Annotated in this window: 14 protein-coding genes and 2 pseudogenes; 9 read left to right on the top strand and 7 right to left on the bottom strand. The window is 35.1% G+C overall.

From position 1 onward, the window contains the following. Positions 1 to 295 precede the first annotated feature (295 nt). From G4Y78_RS05610 to G4Y78_RS31620, 3 genes and pseudogenes are all read left to right on the top strand, one after another. Complete coding sequence (locus G4Y78_RS05610; protein ID WP_163832098.1) at positions 296 to 1939, top strand: zinc-dependent metalloprotease family protein; 1644 nt, start codon at positions 296 to 298, stop codon at positions 1937 to 1939. 711 nt (positions 1940 to 2650) lie between these two features. Next, positions 2651 to 3586: pseudogene (locus tag G4Y78_RS05605) on the top strand (IS1595 family transposase). 33 nt (positions 3587 to 3619) lie between these two features. Beyond that, positions 3620 to 3874 (top strand): annotated as a pseudogene (locus G4Y78_RS31620) (tail fiber domain-containing protein); the annotation flags it as partial. Positions 3875 to 4549: 675 nt separating this feature from the next. On the opposite strand, the gene G4Y78_RS05595 reads toward G4Y78_RS31620, so the two are convergent. Beyond that, positions 4550 to 5020 carry a DUF6174 domain-containing protein gene (locus G4Y78_RS05595; protein WP_163832097.1) on the bottom strand — a complete coding sequence of 157 codons (471 nt, stop codon included), beginning with the start codon at positions 5018 to 5020 and terminating at the stop codon, positions 4550 to 4552. 657 nt (positions 5021 to 5677) lie between these two features. On the opposite strand from G4Y78_RS05595, the gene G4Y78_RS05590 reads away from it, so the two are divergent. From G4Y78_RS05590 to G4Y78_RS05580, 3 genes are all read left to right on the top strand, one after another. Continuing rightward, entirely contained in the window at positions 5678 to 6400 is a 723-nt protein-coding gene (locus tag G4Y78_RS05590) for a substrate-binding periplasmic protein (protein ID WP_163832096.1), read from the top strand. Between the two features lie 95 nt (positions 6401 to 6495). Then, entirely contained in the window at positions 6496 to 7272 is a 777-nt protein-coding gene (locus G4Y78_RS05585; RefSeq protein WP_163832095.1) for a substrate-binding periplasmic protein, read from the top strand. A gap of 418 nt (positions 7273 to 7690) precedes the next feature. Next, positions 7691 to 8428, top strand: coding sequence for a substrate-binding periplasmic protein (locus G4Y78_RS05580; RefSeq protein WP_163832094.1), 738 nt, complete (start codon positions 7691 to 7693; stop codon positions 8426 to 8428). Positions 8429 to 9154: 726 nt separating this feature from the next. Here the strand turns inward: G4Y78_RS05580 and G4Y78_RS05575 are convergent. Next, entirely contained in the window at positions 9155 to 9412 is a 258-nt protein-coding gene (locus G4Y78_RS05575; RefSeq protein ID WP_163832093.1) for a hypothetical protein, read from the bottom strand. 747 nt (positions 9413 to 10159) lie between these two features. Here G4Y78_RS05575 and G4Y78_RS05570 point away from each other — a divergent pair. Next, positions 10160 to 10306 carry a hypothetical protein gene (locus G4Y78_RS05570; protein ID WP_163832092.1) on the top strand — a complete coding sequence of 49 codons (147 nt, stop codon included), beginning with the start codon at positions 10160 to 10162 and terminating at the stop codon, positions 10304 to 10306. Positions 10307 to 10402: 96 nt separating this feature from the next. Here the strand turns inward: G4Y78_RS05570 and G4Y78_RS05565 are convergent, their stop codons facing one another. Continuing rightward, positions 10403 to 10840: a nucleoside deaminase gene (locus G4Y78_RS05565; RefSeq protein ID WP_163832091.1), complete on the bottom strand. Its 438-nt coding sequence runs from the start codon at positions 10838 to 10840 to the stop codon at positions 10403 to 10405. Between the two features lie 381 nt (positions 10841 to 11221). On the opposite strand from G4Y78_RS05565, the gene G4Y78_RS05560 reads away from it, so the two are divergent. Further along, the gene (locus G4Y78_RS05560; RefSeq protein ID WP_163832090.1) at positions 11222 to 11533 is read left to right on the top strand and encodes an STAS domain-containing protein; all 312 of its coding nucleotides are present in this window, start codon (positions 11222 to 11224) and stop codon (positions 11531 to 11533) included. Between the two features lie 600 nt (positions 11534 to 12133). Here G4Y78_RS05560 and G4Y78_RS05555 read toward each other — a convergent pair. Both G4Y78_RS05555 and G4Y78_RS05550 read right to left on the bottom strand, forming a co-directional pair. Next, a complete protein-coding gene (locus G4Y78_RS05555) occupies positions 12134 to 12589 on the bottom strand; it encodes a YaiI/YqxD family protein (protein ID WP_163832089.1) in 456 nt (151 codons plus the stop codon). A 93-nt stretch (positions 12590 to 12682) separates the two neighbouring features. Further along, entirely contained in the window at positions 12683 to 12958 is a 276-nt protein-coding gene (locus G4Y78_RS05550) for an RNA recognition motif domain-containing protein (protein ID WP_163832088.1), read from the bottom strand. Between the two features lie 660 nt (positions 12959 to 13618). On the opposite strand from G4Y78_RS05550, the gene G4Y78_RS05545 reads away from it, so the two are divergent. Beyond that, positions 13619 to 13954, top strand: a complete 336-nt coding sequence (locus tag G4Y78_RS05545) for a glutaredoxin family protein (RefSeq protein WP_163832087.1) — start codon at positions 13619 to 13621, stop codon at positions 13952 to 13954. Between the two features lie 42 nt (positions 13955 to 13996). Here G4Y78_RS05545 and G4Y78_RS05540 read toward each other — a convergent pair whose 3' ends face one another. Both G4Y78_RS05540 and G4Y78_RS30735 read right to left on the bottom strand, forming a co-directional pair. After that, the gene (locus G4Y78_RS05540) at positions 13997 to 14413 is read right to left on the bottom strand and encodes a hypothetical protein (protein ID WP_163832086.1); all 417 of its coding nucleotides are present in this window, start codon (positions 14411 to 14413) and stop codon (positions 13997 to 13999) included. A gap of 436 nt (positions 14414 to 14849) precedes the next feature. Continuing rightward, complete coding sequence (locus tag G4Y78_RS30735; protein ID WP_222937645.1) at positions 14850 to 14993, bottom strand: hypothetical protein; 144 nt, start codon at positions 14991 to 14993, stop codon at positions 14850 to 14852. Between the last annotated feature and the right edge of the window lie 692 nt (positions 14994 to 15685).

Genomic DNA, 15685 nt, shown 5'->3' with positions numbered 1-15685 from the left:
CGCTCAAGTGGCACTAGCCAAATAGCTACATATAAATCAACAAGTTGGAATTGTGGGTACTCTAACCACTTCCCACAGCCATTGATAAGACTTCACCCATACTGAGAATACCGATCATTTACAACCTTTATCCTTTATTCAGGCCTAACTGCTTGCAGCTTTGTCTAGTGAGATCAACAAACTTGGTCAATGCCCCCTCTAACACACCTCATACAGATTACGGCACAGTATAAGTACTCACTTATTTTAACCATTCAATCAATATAAGATTATGAGCTGAACATAAGGAGTGAGTATGTATAAAACAATTAAATCATTACTTTCTAATTTAGGCTTAGTTAGCGCTTTTTTGGCAACCTCAACATCAATACCTGCTTTTGCAGCCCAATACACTGTTGACGTTATGGTAATTTACCCCACAGAGGTAAAAGACTATTTTGAAAAAAATTCAATTAATATAGAGGAAGAAATCAAAGGCTATATAGATTATTCCAACCAGGTATTCAATAACAGCAACGTCAATATAGAACTTAATCTCGTGTATCAAGCACACTCTCCCTGGTTAGGAAAACTTACAAAAAACAGTCCTACTGCTGTACATAACAAATCACGTACCCACCAGCTCAGAAGTTATTATGGCGCTGACATAGTTGTTGCTCTAACGGAAAACTATAACGGAAAAGCTGAACACGTTGGCAAACAGGCTTTAAATGGTAAATTTAGTATAGAGCATCGCATTAGCCCAGTAGCTGTTGTGGGTGTATTACCTAATGAGTTTGAACCAGAAACCCCAGAAAAACTAGACCGTAGAAGAAAGTGGACGTTTTTGCATGAGACGGGCCATCTAATGGGGCTTCGCCATGATCATAAAACAACTAAAGATCTTCAACACTCTACTTATACTTGGGCTCTTGACGACAGCGGTCTACTCGACTTGTATGATTTTAAGGATGAAATCCAGAAAAAAACAGGTAATTGGCCTACAGATCAAGAAGCCACACCTGCCTACCAAGCTTATTTGAAAAAAAATAATTTTCCTTTAGAAGAAGAGTACGTTGCAGCCGCAGTAGAACGTAGTACAGAAGAAAGTGGGCTTTATCGTTACTCAATGGGATATTCAGCTAAATCCGGTGAGCAGGAATATGGCACTATTATGTCATATGCAGATGATATCATTCCTTACTTTTCAAGCCCTGACAATCACTGCTCAAACCTTGATGGCACGTTACAGAATCTCAAATGTGGTTCTGAAGAAGAAAATGCCAGCAAATCGCTTAATCAAGCTGCACCTGAAATTGCCAATTTTTGCTCGGCAAGTAAAAGAGAAAAGTCGGAACTCGCTTTAAATTTCGACCAAGTCGAAATAGTTCCTAGTCAAAAATTAAATGAGGTAAAGAATAATGTTGAGTTAGAAAACATCTTTGCTCAGTACGATTTTGTTTCTGGTTATTATAGTGACTTTGAAGATAATGAAATTAAAGGACTATTTGGCTGGAATAAATCGAGTAAACTTGAAATAGTAAAACAACTAGGGAAAGTTTCTGACTTTGACGATCAAGGCAATAAAATTGAAGTTGAAGAAGAGAAAAGCTTACTTAAAGTAACAGATAGCCAGTATTTTCCAGCCGTTGGGTTAGAGCTAAGCTGTGCTGTTGAGGAAGAACAAACATATCGAGTAGCTGCCAACATTAAAACAACGAAAGCAACCACTGCTGTTTTATGGCTTTATTACGAACTAGCCGCTATCGATCCCGAAACGGATAAACCGTTACAAAAATGGTTTAAAGTTGGAGAAGCAAATACTGATAGTAATAGCTTTACTATCCTAGAAAATGATATCAAACTACCTCAACATATAACTACAGCTCGGCTAGTATTAACCAGCACAACAGGAAATACTTTACTCATTGATAACTTAATAGTAGCTAAAAAGAAATAATAACATTACTACCCCTCTATACACTTATTCAATCATCAAGTGTATAGAGGGCATACTGTAAAATATGCTCAGCAGAAAAAAATATCTATATAATAATACCCTTAAAAATAAAAATAATTTTCACTAGTTCAAGTTTTCACTTTCATTTAATACCAATCCTGTTTAATAGCATTTGCATGGAAGAATCCCACCTGTATACTTACCAAGTGCAAGACCTTTATTTCCAATTAGCAGATCTACTTCAAAATATAAAGAGCGTCATTATTATAAGGTTGTGGCCAACCATGATTAATACATTAAATTAACCACACCTTGATAATATTCATTAAAAATTCAAAAAACTTGGAAACTTCCAGCCACTATTTCATCATTATTGTGGTTAATCCCTCTATGGAAATGTTGAATTATGCTAGATATAGGCAAAGCAAACACTATCAAAACTATGTAAGTAGAAATATTCAACCTAAAGACTGTTAATGGTACTCAAAAGGCTATTAAAAATTAAAATTACGTTACAGTTTGTTTCATAATTTACATATACTTTCAGTGCCGTATAGATTCATAATCTGATGAAAACAATGACATAAATCAAGTACGGGCGAACTATCGTGAAAAAAATACTACTTACTTTTTCCTAATTATCACTATACCTAAGCCATTAACTGCTGTATATTTGAACAGCATGGAAACTTAATTGAGAAGGTATAAATAATGGCTATCAACAAAGTTCAATTTCAAAAAGGCCTGAGTTTAAACGAGTTTCTCAAACAATATGGTACAGAAGAACAATGCTTTAATACCTTATACAAATTGCGATGGCCAGAAGGTTTTCAGTGCCCCAATTGTGGATAAGACAAATGCTGTCAACTCACTACTAGAAAGCTTCAGCAGTGCTATAAATGTCACCAGCAAACATCTGTAACTGCAGGTACTATCTTTGAATCAACCAAATTACCATTAAAGACTTGGTTCCAAGGGATGTATTTGATCTCCCAAGACAAAAAAGGTATATCAGCCATAGAATTACATCGCCATTTAGGTATTTCCTATCAAGCTGCCTGGAGAATGAAACATAAGCTCATGAAAGTGATGCAAGAAAGAGAAGGCACCAAGCAATTGTCGGGTTTTATTGAAATTGATGATGCCTATCTTGGTGGTGAGCGTACAGGTTGCAAAAGAGGTAGGGGAGCAGATGGGAAAATACCTTTTGTAGCAGCCGTAGAAACAACAAAACAAGGTCAACCGACACGAATTAAACTGAGCATTTTAAAAGGGTTTAATAAAGAAGAGATAACGGCTTGGAGTAGGCAGAATTTGGCCAAGGGCAGTACCGTAATCTCCGATGGACTGGCCTGTTTTAATGGTGTCATAGAAGCAGGTTGTCTTCATGATAAAATTGTATGCGGTGGTGGTCGTGCATCAGTAGAGGAACCTGAATTTTATTGGGTTAACACCATCCTTGGAAACTTAAAAAGTGCTTTACGTAGTACTTATCATGCTATTCGCGCTAAATATGCACAACGTTATCTTGCTGAATTTCAGTATCGATTTAATCGAAGATTTAGCTTAGTAGAATTTATTCCTAGGCTAGCATTTGTAGCACTGAGAACACCTCCACTACCAGGTAAGCTACTAAATATAGCTTAGGTATGATGATAATTAGGTACTTTTTTACTTTGTATCTGTTCAATTTTTGTTTTTGCAGAAGATAAAAAAGATGATGATAAAGGCTGTGGCTGGGATTGCTTAGGATGGACTTGGAGCGACCAAAACCTCAAACAAAACACTTCTACTGTAAGTAATCCACTAGAAAAAGTATCTCAATTAAAAGGTGTTACTTTTGAGTGGAAAAAACCTAGTGAAACCAATATCGAACACCTTCCCCAAGGAAAAGATATTGGTGTAATTGCCCAAGATGTAGAACAAGTATTTCCTGAGTTGGTACTTAATTCCAAAGTAACTGATAAAAATGGAGCTGAAATGACACTAAAACAAGTTAACTATGCAGGGCTTGTTGGTGTTTTAATCGAAGCGGTGAAAGAGTTGAAACAAGAGAATAAAGAACTACGCGAACAGTTAGGCCTTTAAGCTGAAGAAATATTGTAGGTCTCAAACTGCAAACATTTTACATGTAACAATACAAGCGATTGAATGTTAACAACATAAATCGCTCTAAATCAAGCCTTTTGGCAATGCTGTGGTATGACTGCTTTTAATGGTCGTGAATCAACCGCTACTAATTTGCCCAAATCATGCTCGGAGCACTATCCTATCACCTAGTGACTAAGTCGTTGATCAATGGAAATGGAGAAGCAGCTATCAGCCCCACAGAAGTATTCATTTTGTGGGTAACTTGGTCGCTGAGAGGAATATTAAAATAACCCTTTATGCACGTAGTATAAAATGGCCTGGATATATAACTGGTATAATAATGATGTACCAGGCTAAGGTGCAGCAGTACCTATGGGTAATACACAAGAATTAGTGATGCCTCATAAATATGTTTAGTTTTAAACCAATCTATCTTCTACTTATTTTTTCAATTAGAAAATATGGTTAAGTAAGGTAAACAAATACATGAGGCACCATTCTAAACTATATAAAAGCTGTTTAAGGCAACATCACATAAATTTGATCTATAGAATAAGCAGTCTCTTCATCAGCAATCCGAGGATCATGATCGATGTAAACGCTACTTGGGTTTCCAAAGCGCTCATTAAATTGAACATTTATTTTGTGAGCACTTTTATTTGCTTTAACTAAATAAGCAAAAAGTCCATCAATGGTATCAAACGTTCTCATGTAAGATTCTGGCACTGATTCGTTAGTATCAGTGTAGGTCACTTTTTTGACTTCATTATCCCTTACATCAACCGTAAATGATTTTCCTGAATCAGGACAAAAACAGAATTTTCGATAAGTATAAGAATAATTACTGTAATTATCTTCGTACCATTTAGATAAGTAAGTGGCAACTTCGGGCTTAAATTCTTTAGTAAAATCATCACTCCATGGGTCAGCTGAGACGGCTGTAGTTAATGTTGCTGCCAAAGCGATAGGAAGAATTGTTTTTAATATCATAATTGAACATCCTAAATTCAATTTATTACTATGTACTATTGTACTGTTTAAATATATACCAACAAACTTAAGTCTACTTAGTTAGACATTTGTCGTAGCACTTTATAAAGTATCTTGAATTAATTTACAACTTTAGCATTTCTATTGCTCTATATTTTTAGAATCAAAAATCGTATATTTTATATAAAACAATAAGTATCAAACTTATGCTTGCTTATCAGTATCTTGGAGTGAGTAACAACAAACTGAATAAATTCTCATTAGTGTGTTTATTATACTTACAATCAATTAGTGGAAAATAGGTCAGTTTACGATCAAACAACTTTTTAATGCATCACCCATATTGTTGTTTTTATCGTATTCAAACCGGCTGGTTTGATCATTGGAACCAATGTTTTTTAATAACCAGCTCATTTCATCATAATACAGGTTAGTTTCAGTACATTCGCATCTGTAATTTGTTTCATATTGGTATGACTGTATTTAATCCCGTTAATATATTCCCGCATGTCGTTTCCAATGATACAGGCTTGTAGTTGGCTAAACATTTACAGTATAAATAAAGCTTTATGCTATTGATAATAACTTGCTATTATTTATAGTGTAAGCTTAGGACAGTTTGATTACACTTATCGGGATGATATAGAGATAAACAAAATGAAAGCAGGATTATTGTTACTACTGTTATCATTCACTGCATTTGCAAAAGACACTTTATCCATAGGGATACCGACAAACAAGCCCCCCTACTCTTTTCAAGATAAAGGAATTATTATAGATATCCTAAAGAAAGTTTTCGATGAACAAAAATTTAAACTAAAATTTATACCACTACAAAATGAAGAAATAGATTACTCCCTAAGAAAATCTAAAATTGATATTTCAACTATCACACATTTGAAATATAAAAATTTATACTATTCCAGTAACTACCTAGCCTTTGATGATGTTGCAATAACTTTAGAAGAAAAAAAGTTAAATATAAAGACTATTCGTGATCTTGATGGTTTATCACTCGTATCCTGGAAGGGTGCACCTAAAGTCTTAGGTACGGAATATCAAAAGCTTGCTCAAAAGAACCGTCATAGGTGGCTTGAGGTGCCACTACAATACCACCAAAATAAAATGTTTTGGACAAAAAAAACTGACGTATTAGTTTGTGACCTAGCAATTTTTTTATGGATGAAAAGCAAACTAAGTCTCAAAGGCATTAATACAATTAAAAAATACAAGATTCACCGCATATTTGACGGCCCTATATATCAACACGCAGGATTTAAAAACAGAAAATTAAGGGATTATTTTGACAGTAGAATAGAAATAATTAAATCCAATGGCGAATATCAATCTGTTTTTGACTCCTATAAAAACCCAACTTAGAGCATCAAAGCATCTTTTCAGATGGCATGTAATAGGTTATGGTCAGGCATTGATGCTATACTGCACGGAAACACCATTTCTACTTGGGGATGAAGATGCGTATTATCGCTCTAATTGTCTGTTTGGTTATTATCAGACACATTTGGGGTGCTGAAGTTTCGATTAGGTTATCCTACTCTGATGTAGAGGTATTTCCCTACCAAATGGGTGAAGGAGGAAAAATTGCTGCCCCTCCAGGGATTGCTGTAGAGATTATACAAGCGGCAGCTCGGGATATTGATGCTAAGATTGTTCTGAGTCGTTATCCAAACAAACGGGTGCAGACGCTTCTTAAATCTGGCATGATCGATGGTGCTTTTGTATTCTCCTATAAAGATTCTCGCAAAGAGATGGGCCAATACCCTTTGATCAATGGCAAGCTTGATAGCAGTCGTCGGATTGCTGTGATGAGTTATTATTTCTACGTAACTACAAACTCTCCTGTGTCATGGAATGGTAAAGCATTAATAAATACATCCCAGCAGGTAGGCGCTAATATGGGGTACTCCATAGTCGGAGATTTAAGGAAAATAGGTATTGTTGTAGAAGAAGCCATGAACACTGAGCAAAATCTAAGAAAATTGGTGTCGGGAAGAATCTCAGCCTATGCCGCACAGGATTTCACCGCTGATGTATCCTTGAAGACTCTTGGCATAAAACAGGTCAAGAAACTTCAACCACCAATTAAAACTAAAGACTATTTTCTAATATTCAGTCATCAATTTGTAGGGGATCACCCTAATTTAGCGAAGCAACTTTGGACCAGTGTAGGTAAGCACAGGGATCAGGTTACCGAGGCTAGTAGTCATAAATATTTTAGTGCTTCAAAATAGTCTTCTCTTCACATACAAACACTTGCATTGATCCTATTTAAATTTTAAAACAAAGCTATCACATATTTCCTGGTATATTTCAGCTCTATTATTTTAATTGATTATTTCTAAATTTTTGCGACCGTCGCCTACGATTTTTATTTAAAGATCAACTGATAACTATCTCAGTAATTGTGATGATGAATCAGAAAGGGTTAAGTTTTTCAAAATACTAAAGGCAGAGATAGGAGCATAAAACATGTCAAAAAATAAGGCTCATTGGCTAATCATCCTTAATTTAAGGATGTCCATTAAATGGGGAATATCAAATCATTTTATCTATAGTAGCTTAAACTTCATCTATACTAATCTAATATACTTGTGTACCTTTCAACTACTTAATTTATTTACTTAATTTTTAAATAAAGGGAGTGAAGTAATGAGATTTGTAATAATACTAGCCGTTTGCATATCATTATCAATAATCACATATGCTGATAATATTAGAGTGGCTACTTCTGACTGGCCTCCTTTTTACTCTCCTAAGCTAGATAATAATGGAATTCTAACTTATATAGTACAAGAAACGCTTAAACCCATTGGGCACACTCTCACAGTAGATTTTTTACCATGGGCTCGGGCCTTGGCTCTTACCAAAGCAGGTAAATACCATGCTCTACTTGGATGCTGGCATACAAAGGAAAGAGAGGACTATTATTATTTTACCAAAAAGATTCTTGATGCAGGCCCACATTTCATGAAAAAAGAATCTTCAAAGTTAAGGATAAATAAACCTAAAGACTTAGAAGGAAGCAAAATTGGCATAATTCGAGACTTTGCATTAAGTGATACTATCAAGAAGTTGATCACGGAAGATAAAATCCATTTAGTAGAGGTTGACTCAGTATATCAACTATTTGAGTTAATTGAGTTTAGCAGAGTTGATGTCATTCTTGAAAACCCTTTAGTATTAAAATATCAATATAAGAACAAATTTACCAGAGCTAAACATGAGCTTGTATCGGCAGGTCCAGATTTTAAAGATGGATATATTTATGTATGCTGGTCAAAAAAAATGTCTGGAATAAAAAAAATAATTGAAGGTTTTGATATATCTTTTGATAAAATCTTCACAGAAGCTAAGCTGACCAAAACAATAAATGATTTATTTAATTAAAAGACATCATTACAGCCAAAATAAGCCTTTTAGTAAACCATCAAAGATACCTGTAATACGCTTTATACCTTCAAACTCAATAATCTAGTTAACTTTTTCTGTATATTTTTCCAGCATCAATAAATAAAGTATAAAAGGTAGACACTACTTCAAACTTACTTAATACTTTCGTACCAGAATAAATGAAGCTTCGGCCATCATGAAGTTGCTGGTCAGTGAGATAATCAAACTATTGTTTCAGACTCTTTTTCGGCAGATTGAGTTAATACTGGAACAGCGGTGGTACTTCCACTTGAGGTGGGTGAATTTTTTTACCGCACTAGTAGTGTAGATTTGCTAAAACTTAAGAAGTTGACTCATTTGTTTTCCTAATTATCACTATACCTAAGCCATTAACTGCTGTATATTTGAACAGCAGTTAATGGCTTAGGTATAGTGATAATTAGGTACTATTAAGAATAGTTTCAAATAGAGTAAGTTCACCAAGATACTACTAATTCTTGTTTCTTACTCAGTAGTCAGCTTTGGGGAAATATATTTATATTCATTAGTAAAAATAATCACATAATTGACTTATAAATTTAATATTTTACTACACTCCGCTTAACTGCACCATTATAATATTTCTGTAGTATCCTTAGTCCTATATCAAGTGAAAAATTGATATAGGGAAACTACTTTTTCTCAAATGAGTTTAATATAAAACTGCAATACTAGTCCCACTTTTTAACCTGCTTCGTCATCAGAGTTGGAGTTATTTTTTGCATAAAAATCAGCAATTAAGCCAACAGTAATGCCTACCAACCCTCCACCAATTACCATCAAAAAAAATCGTCCAATCAACCCCAAGCCACTTAAACCAACACCTGAGCAGAAAAAACTTCCCAACAATCCAAGTCCAGCACCAAGAGCGGCATCAAGCAATGTTCTGTTACTCATGATTTCAAGTATTTGGCTGATCAAATTTTTTACATCTTTTGACATTTATTCAACTCCCCTTGCTTTAGGCATTGTTTTATCAGGTATAGCTACAACTAACACTTGTGTCGATAGTTAATTTTATACTAACTTCTCATCGGCACAGCTACACCATAACCAACAGTCTCAACTTAATACCCACTATAACTAGGCTTATTTCAACTTCTGTATTTGGAATATTAATTGCTAAATAAATCTTCATTTATATAAGTTGAGTATTGATATGACTATACGAGGAATAGAGGCAGCTGAAGCTGAAGCCAAGATTGGTGACAATAAATTTTCTTTTTTTATTACAACCATCTGCTCCCTAATTGCCTGCGCTGTTTTACTGTCTGGTATAAGGTTTGGGAAAACAGAAGAGCTTTACACTTTTCTGACTATTACATTGGGCTCCATTCACTTTATCATATTGATCAGTATTGTTTTTATGTCAAGGGTTTATATGATTTATCGAGCACTCGCAATTGCAATGTTAGTGTTTTACATATTGACATTAAAGGCAATATTTTAACCCTATGATAATGTAGTACACATAACTATGCTATCTATTAACGCTTTCTTCTAGCTTACTATGTAAGTCTATTTAGAAATATTTAAAAAAACTTTAGATTTTATTAAATATTTGCTTCTACTCTTGAAAGTGTTGCTACTCTGGTTAAAAGTCCAGTTAGTTGCATTAAAATGAAACGGTTGTCTGTTATCTTGCTATTATGGCTTTGTTTCTTCGATCATTCAGAAGAACAAAAGCGAGTGAAGATCACAACCGGCGAATATCCCCCTTGGTCATCCAACATTTATAAGCATGGTGGATTCATTCATCATGTTATCTCTGAATCCTTTAGACGTGCAGGTTATAAAGTAGCTTATGATTATTATCCTTGGGCTAGAGCCTATTAAAAAGGTGCATAACTTCCATGGCCTAATAAGCTCCAGATAGTAAGTTTTATCCGGCCATAATGAATATTATTGGTTAGCCATCATTTGAGTAATTATTTACACCCCAATATCCTCACTCCATAAGTCAGGTGATACCTTAATAAAACGTACCATTAAATCAATACATTCTGACTCTTGAAGAACTTCTACTACTACACCTTTTTCACGAAGTAGAGCTTCTTCTCCCATAAAAGTAGTATTTTCTCCAATCACTACTTTTGGGATGTCGTATAGCAATATAGCCCCAGTACACATAGAGCATGGCGACAAAGTTGTATAAATAGTACACTCTCTATATACAGAGGCTGGTAACCGTCCGGCATTCTCTAAAGCATCCATTTCACCATGAAGCACCACGCTACCTTTCTGTACCCTTCTATTATGACCACAGCCAATGATTTTGTTGTTATGCACAAGGACTGAACCTATCGGAATCCCTCCTTCTTTTAGGCCTTTTTTAGCTTCTTCAATAGCAGCTTGCATGAATTTATCCATTATGGCTTATCCTTAAGCTATATACTGAATATACAGTACATTGTGTCCTATAGTGTTATTTATCCGCGTTAGCACTGCTAATGATTCAGTTATCTACTAAGCAAGTCAATAGCTAACAAAGATAGCTGACATGTATAGACAACCCTCATAAATTAGCTAAAACAGATATTATGCTAGACGGAGTTCTCAGCAGAACAATGAACTCTCACACCGAAACCAAAATAAACGAACGCCTGATAACAAATATTGTGACAAAAAACATCATCTAACAACATAGATAACGGTTATTATTTATCCATTGATGTAAAAACAACAAGAATAAGAGTTATTTCTATAGCAAAGCCTATATAGGGAAACATCATTATTTATGGAGAAATTAAAGTGATACAACTTAAAGAAAATATAATTAATTTTGAAGTTGTTGTGCATGCAGAAAAAAATTTCAGTCAAAAGACCATTTGCACGTTTTTAGAAGCCTTCTCAACCATTAACTCAAAAGATGCACAATGCATTATTAACTTAGCAAAAACAGAGTATATTAATAGCTCTGCTTTGGGAATGCTTGTGAATTTAAAACAATATTTAGGAAATAACCAAAGTGCTATACGATTTGTTAATGCTAATAGCTATATCAAGAAACTATTCAAATCGGCCAATCTTGATAGTGCATTCCCTATAGAGTACCAGTATTAGTAATATGACTTCTATACACTTTTGATTTGAAGGCAAAAAGTTTACCAACTTCATAATTCTAGTGCCCAAAAGATCCCTCCATAGTATTGCAAACAACTTTTAGATTGATCGCTACTCACTTCTTAGCTGAAGCAGTCACCTGCCTCAGCCCGCCAACTAATTAGATGAAAGCTTTCAGTTTGACTAAGATTTTAAGTAAGAAAGCGTGCTTAGAGTTACACTATTACCAATGAGTCATCTAGATAGCAACGAGTTAGAAGACAACCCACCCCCTATAAATAAAAAGCTCGTTTATTTTGCTATTCTTTGGTTGCCACTTACCCTGGCTGCACTCATATTGCCAGCCATGTTATATTTTAGCGTACTGGTACTGTTTGGCGTTCTACTGGTTGTTTGGTATGGCTTGATTGCTAAGCTTCTTCGTAAACCCGAACTCGGCCAGTATAAAGTAGTATTCATTATAGAACTGGTAGCTGTTAGTTGCTTTTTGTGTATTGCTGGCCTGCTTTATCTACTTTTTCAAGTAATTAGATAACCTCAATACAGCATTTTACCTTGATGGGGCCACTTACAGCACCATGACCCAAGCCTTTCCCGCTTCTAGGACTTGCTTGCATATTTGGATAATATTTTATCCAAATGACTAGAAAAGGTTTTACGGTCACTTTGGCTTAACGCTGGCTGACCACCAGTATCCATGCCGCTTGCCCGTAAAGTATCCATAAAGTCCCGCATGTTTAAGCGAGCCCGGATGTTATCCTCTGTAAACAGCTCACCCCTTGGACTTAGCGCAAGCCCACCCTTCTCGATCACCTCAGCGGCTAAAGGAATATCACTGGTAATAACAAGATCACCGGTCATCAGCCTTTTAACAATTTCATTGTCGGCAATATCAAAGCCCGGCTCCACTTGAAGCCGCTTAATAAAAGGCGATGCAGGGATACGCATAGGCTGGTTAGCAACAAGCGTTAACTGTAACTTGGTTCGCATTGACGCACGAAATAAAATATCTTTGATTACTGCTGGGCACGCATCAGCATCTACCCAAATTTTCATGACATGCCCCTTCTTACAATACGTTAACAACCACTGAAAACAAGAAGCGTAGCCAGACTACAGCTTCTGTTTTCTGGTGAACGCAATACGGAATTAGTATCTTCTACGTTGTGGGCGACTACTTTTGGATTTTGGCTGTGCCTGGTTCACCTTGATATTACGCCCTTGAAGAAAACTGCCGTTAAGTGCTTTGATGGCAGCATCTGCTTCAGAGTTATCATCCATTTCAACAAAACCAAACCCCTTGGATTGCCCAGAGTTTCTATCGCTTATCAACTCTACGCTTGATACCTCACCAAATGCTGCAAAGACTTCCTTCAAATCTCCTTCAGTGACACTGTATGAGAGATTGCCAACATACATTTTCATATATCATCCTCTATTAGCATGTGTGTTGATTGGAATTACACTATCGAAAACCAAACACACAAATTGCTCGATAGAGAAAGCCACTTATTGACTAGTTCAAGGTGGTATCTGAGAAGTGCGGCTCAATAGTGCGAAGATAAGCAAAGCTAGCGGCATAAGTAGCTAGGTCTTCTAAGACAGAAGTCGCCAATAAACATAGTCAGTTACAGAGGATAACATATTTAAAGTTAGATAGCTTTCCACTAAAACTTTCTTTATTACCCTTACATAAAAAAGCCTCCAGATAAGTAAGATATTACTTATCTGGTTAAACCCATCGCCAAACGTTCATTCATAGCTTTGACAGTTATCATCTGAAACGAGCGATCAAAAATCAGACAGTCAGTTTCCAATGAATAATCATACTCATCATGTCTATGAGCATATTTGACTACTTTTAGCTTGTAAGGAAAAACAATTTTAATGCAGTCAATCGAATATTGCTTTTACTCTATTATTTGACTAATCGAATACCTTACCTGATATAAAAACCTTTAAATATTTAAGATTTCTATAAAAATATAAAACCGATGAATAATTAGTTCTCTCTCAGTCAAGCTATAATAATGTTAGTAAAGTCATTTTATTCGCGCAGTTGACATCAGAAGTAGGTTATATCTAATGAATAAATTCGTATTAGTTATCATTGTACTCATAGCAGCATTTTTTGTCCTCAAACCCAGTACTGCTCCATTTACAGCTAGAGAAGTTAACCCTACCTGCGATATTATTATGTTTTCAACCAGCTGGTGTCCTGTCTGTAAAAGTGCAGGAGAATATCTTGACAGAAAAAACTACAAGTATTGCGAAGTAGATATAGAGAAAGATGCTGTTGCTTATGACTATTATAAACGTTTAGGCACTAGAGGTGTACCAACCATACTGATTGGCGATCAAGTAACAGTTGGCCTCAACCCAAGAGAAATAGAACAATATATGGAAAATTATAATTTATGATTTTTCAAGCTAGCCTATTCTAAAAAGGCTAGCAAACACCTATCAGACCCTTAACTGAAAATTAGCCTCAAGCTGATTAACCGTGTAAACCTCATACTTACCATCAGAAAAATAAAAATTAACATTAGGCTTACTCACCTTGAATAAATACCAACCATTAAAACGATTGTCAGCTGGATGTGCCCGATACTCTGAAGAGTATTTCTCTTGGCACAGAGCATTTACTGTCAAATACTCAGCCTCAGAAATATTAAAATGCCTAAAGTATTTTTGATTAGGTAAAGCACTAACTGACCATAAGCCAGTTATATTTACTTGACTATTTGAGTCATCCTCTAACCATTCCCAATGAGATCCATCTGAGTTGGCACAAAACACACTTGTAGTATCAGCAAATACAATAGGAATATTGACGATAATTAAAGCAGTCGTTGTCAGGATTTTTTTATAGTTCATCATACTAAATTATCTCGTTGTAGTTTAAGGCTAAAGCGGCAACTATTATATATAGTATTTTTTGCAAATAAACAGAACAAATGAGATACCATCTTCATACCCTAGCACATAGCCATTTGGATATGTATTAAGCTAATCCTAATATTCCTGCCTTTAATTTCACGCAGCTATCTATAATATTTTTTTATTAATTCTAGTTTAATTACAAAACCCTAACTAATAAGTTAACCCCATATTTAATTACACTATTGCAACCAAATAACACCATATATGCTACAACGACTTTAAAGTATTAATTACTTTCACTCGTAGCAAAATAGCTTTTAAGAGAAACTGAATTGATTGAACTAATATTTTGGATGATGACTCGCAAAGTTCATACAAGCACCTATACTAATAACACAGGTTTTACCATTATGAGAAGCACTATGACAAAAATCTATACAAACCGTATAAAAATATTCTTTAGTATTTTTTTAGCTATTTCGTGTAATAACGTATTCAGCAAAACCAATACTACAGATAAAGACAACAAGGCTCCAGCGATTGACAGCTCGCAACCTGTTTCATCTGGAAGATACATGGGAGTAACTCCTGGCTCGGTAAATAACCGAGGCATTTGGGTTATTGATACAGAAACAAGCAAGGTAAAATATTGCGAGATAGTCACTGTAGGAAAGATAAAGTGTTCACTCTGGGGGCACTAATATTCTGATATTTTTCTGCCTTCACAATCAAAGTGGCTAACTGATACACCACTGCTAGTTAAAACCACTTTCTAATTCATTGTAAAAAGAACCAGTGCAGTTCCTACTGCGCAAAGTAAATAAAAAAACTATTCATACAACATTCAGCAATAAAGTCACCCCACTTTTTTGATTAAATTACAATCAACCCAGCTTAAATAAAGCTTAGTTCTCTGTTTAAGCTTTGTTTAAGCTAAGATTCCTATACTACTCCTACCTAGCGAATATAAAATATAGACAAAGTGGAATTTTTTAAGGTAGTGATTATGCGGTTATTTAAGGTTAAACCTGAAGCAAACAATACTGAAAAGCTATACTGCGAAAGCTGTGCAACTACCATTAACGGGAAAATTTTTTCACTAAAACTAGTTGAAGAAAGCTGCGGTAGTTTTTATCCATACCGTTATTTATGTTCGAGTTGCTACCAAAAGTTAGTGTTTCTTTTTCCCATCAAAAAAGCGTGAGTAACTCACTCTGTGTTGGATTTATTATTTCTAGTTATTGTATCCCTGCACTTCCAATTCTCCCT

Origin of the sequence: Spartinivicinus ruber (genome assembly GCF_011009015.1) — a bacterium.
Classification (GTDB): domain Bacteria; phylum Pseudomonadota; class Gammaproteobacteria; order Pseudomonadales; family Zooshikellaceae; genus Spartinivicinus; species Spartinivicinus ruber.
Note: the sequence above shows the minus strand (reverse complement) of the source record. Positions and strands in the feature narration are given on the sequence as shown.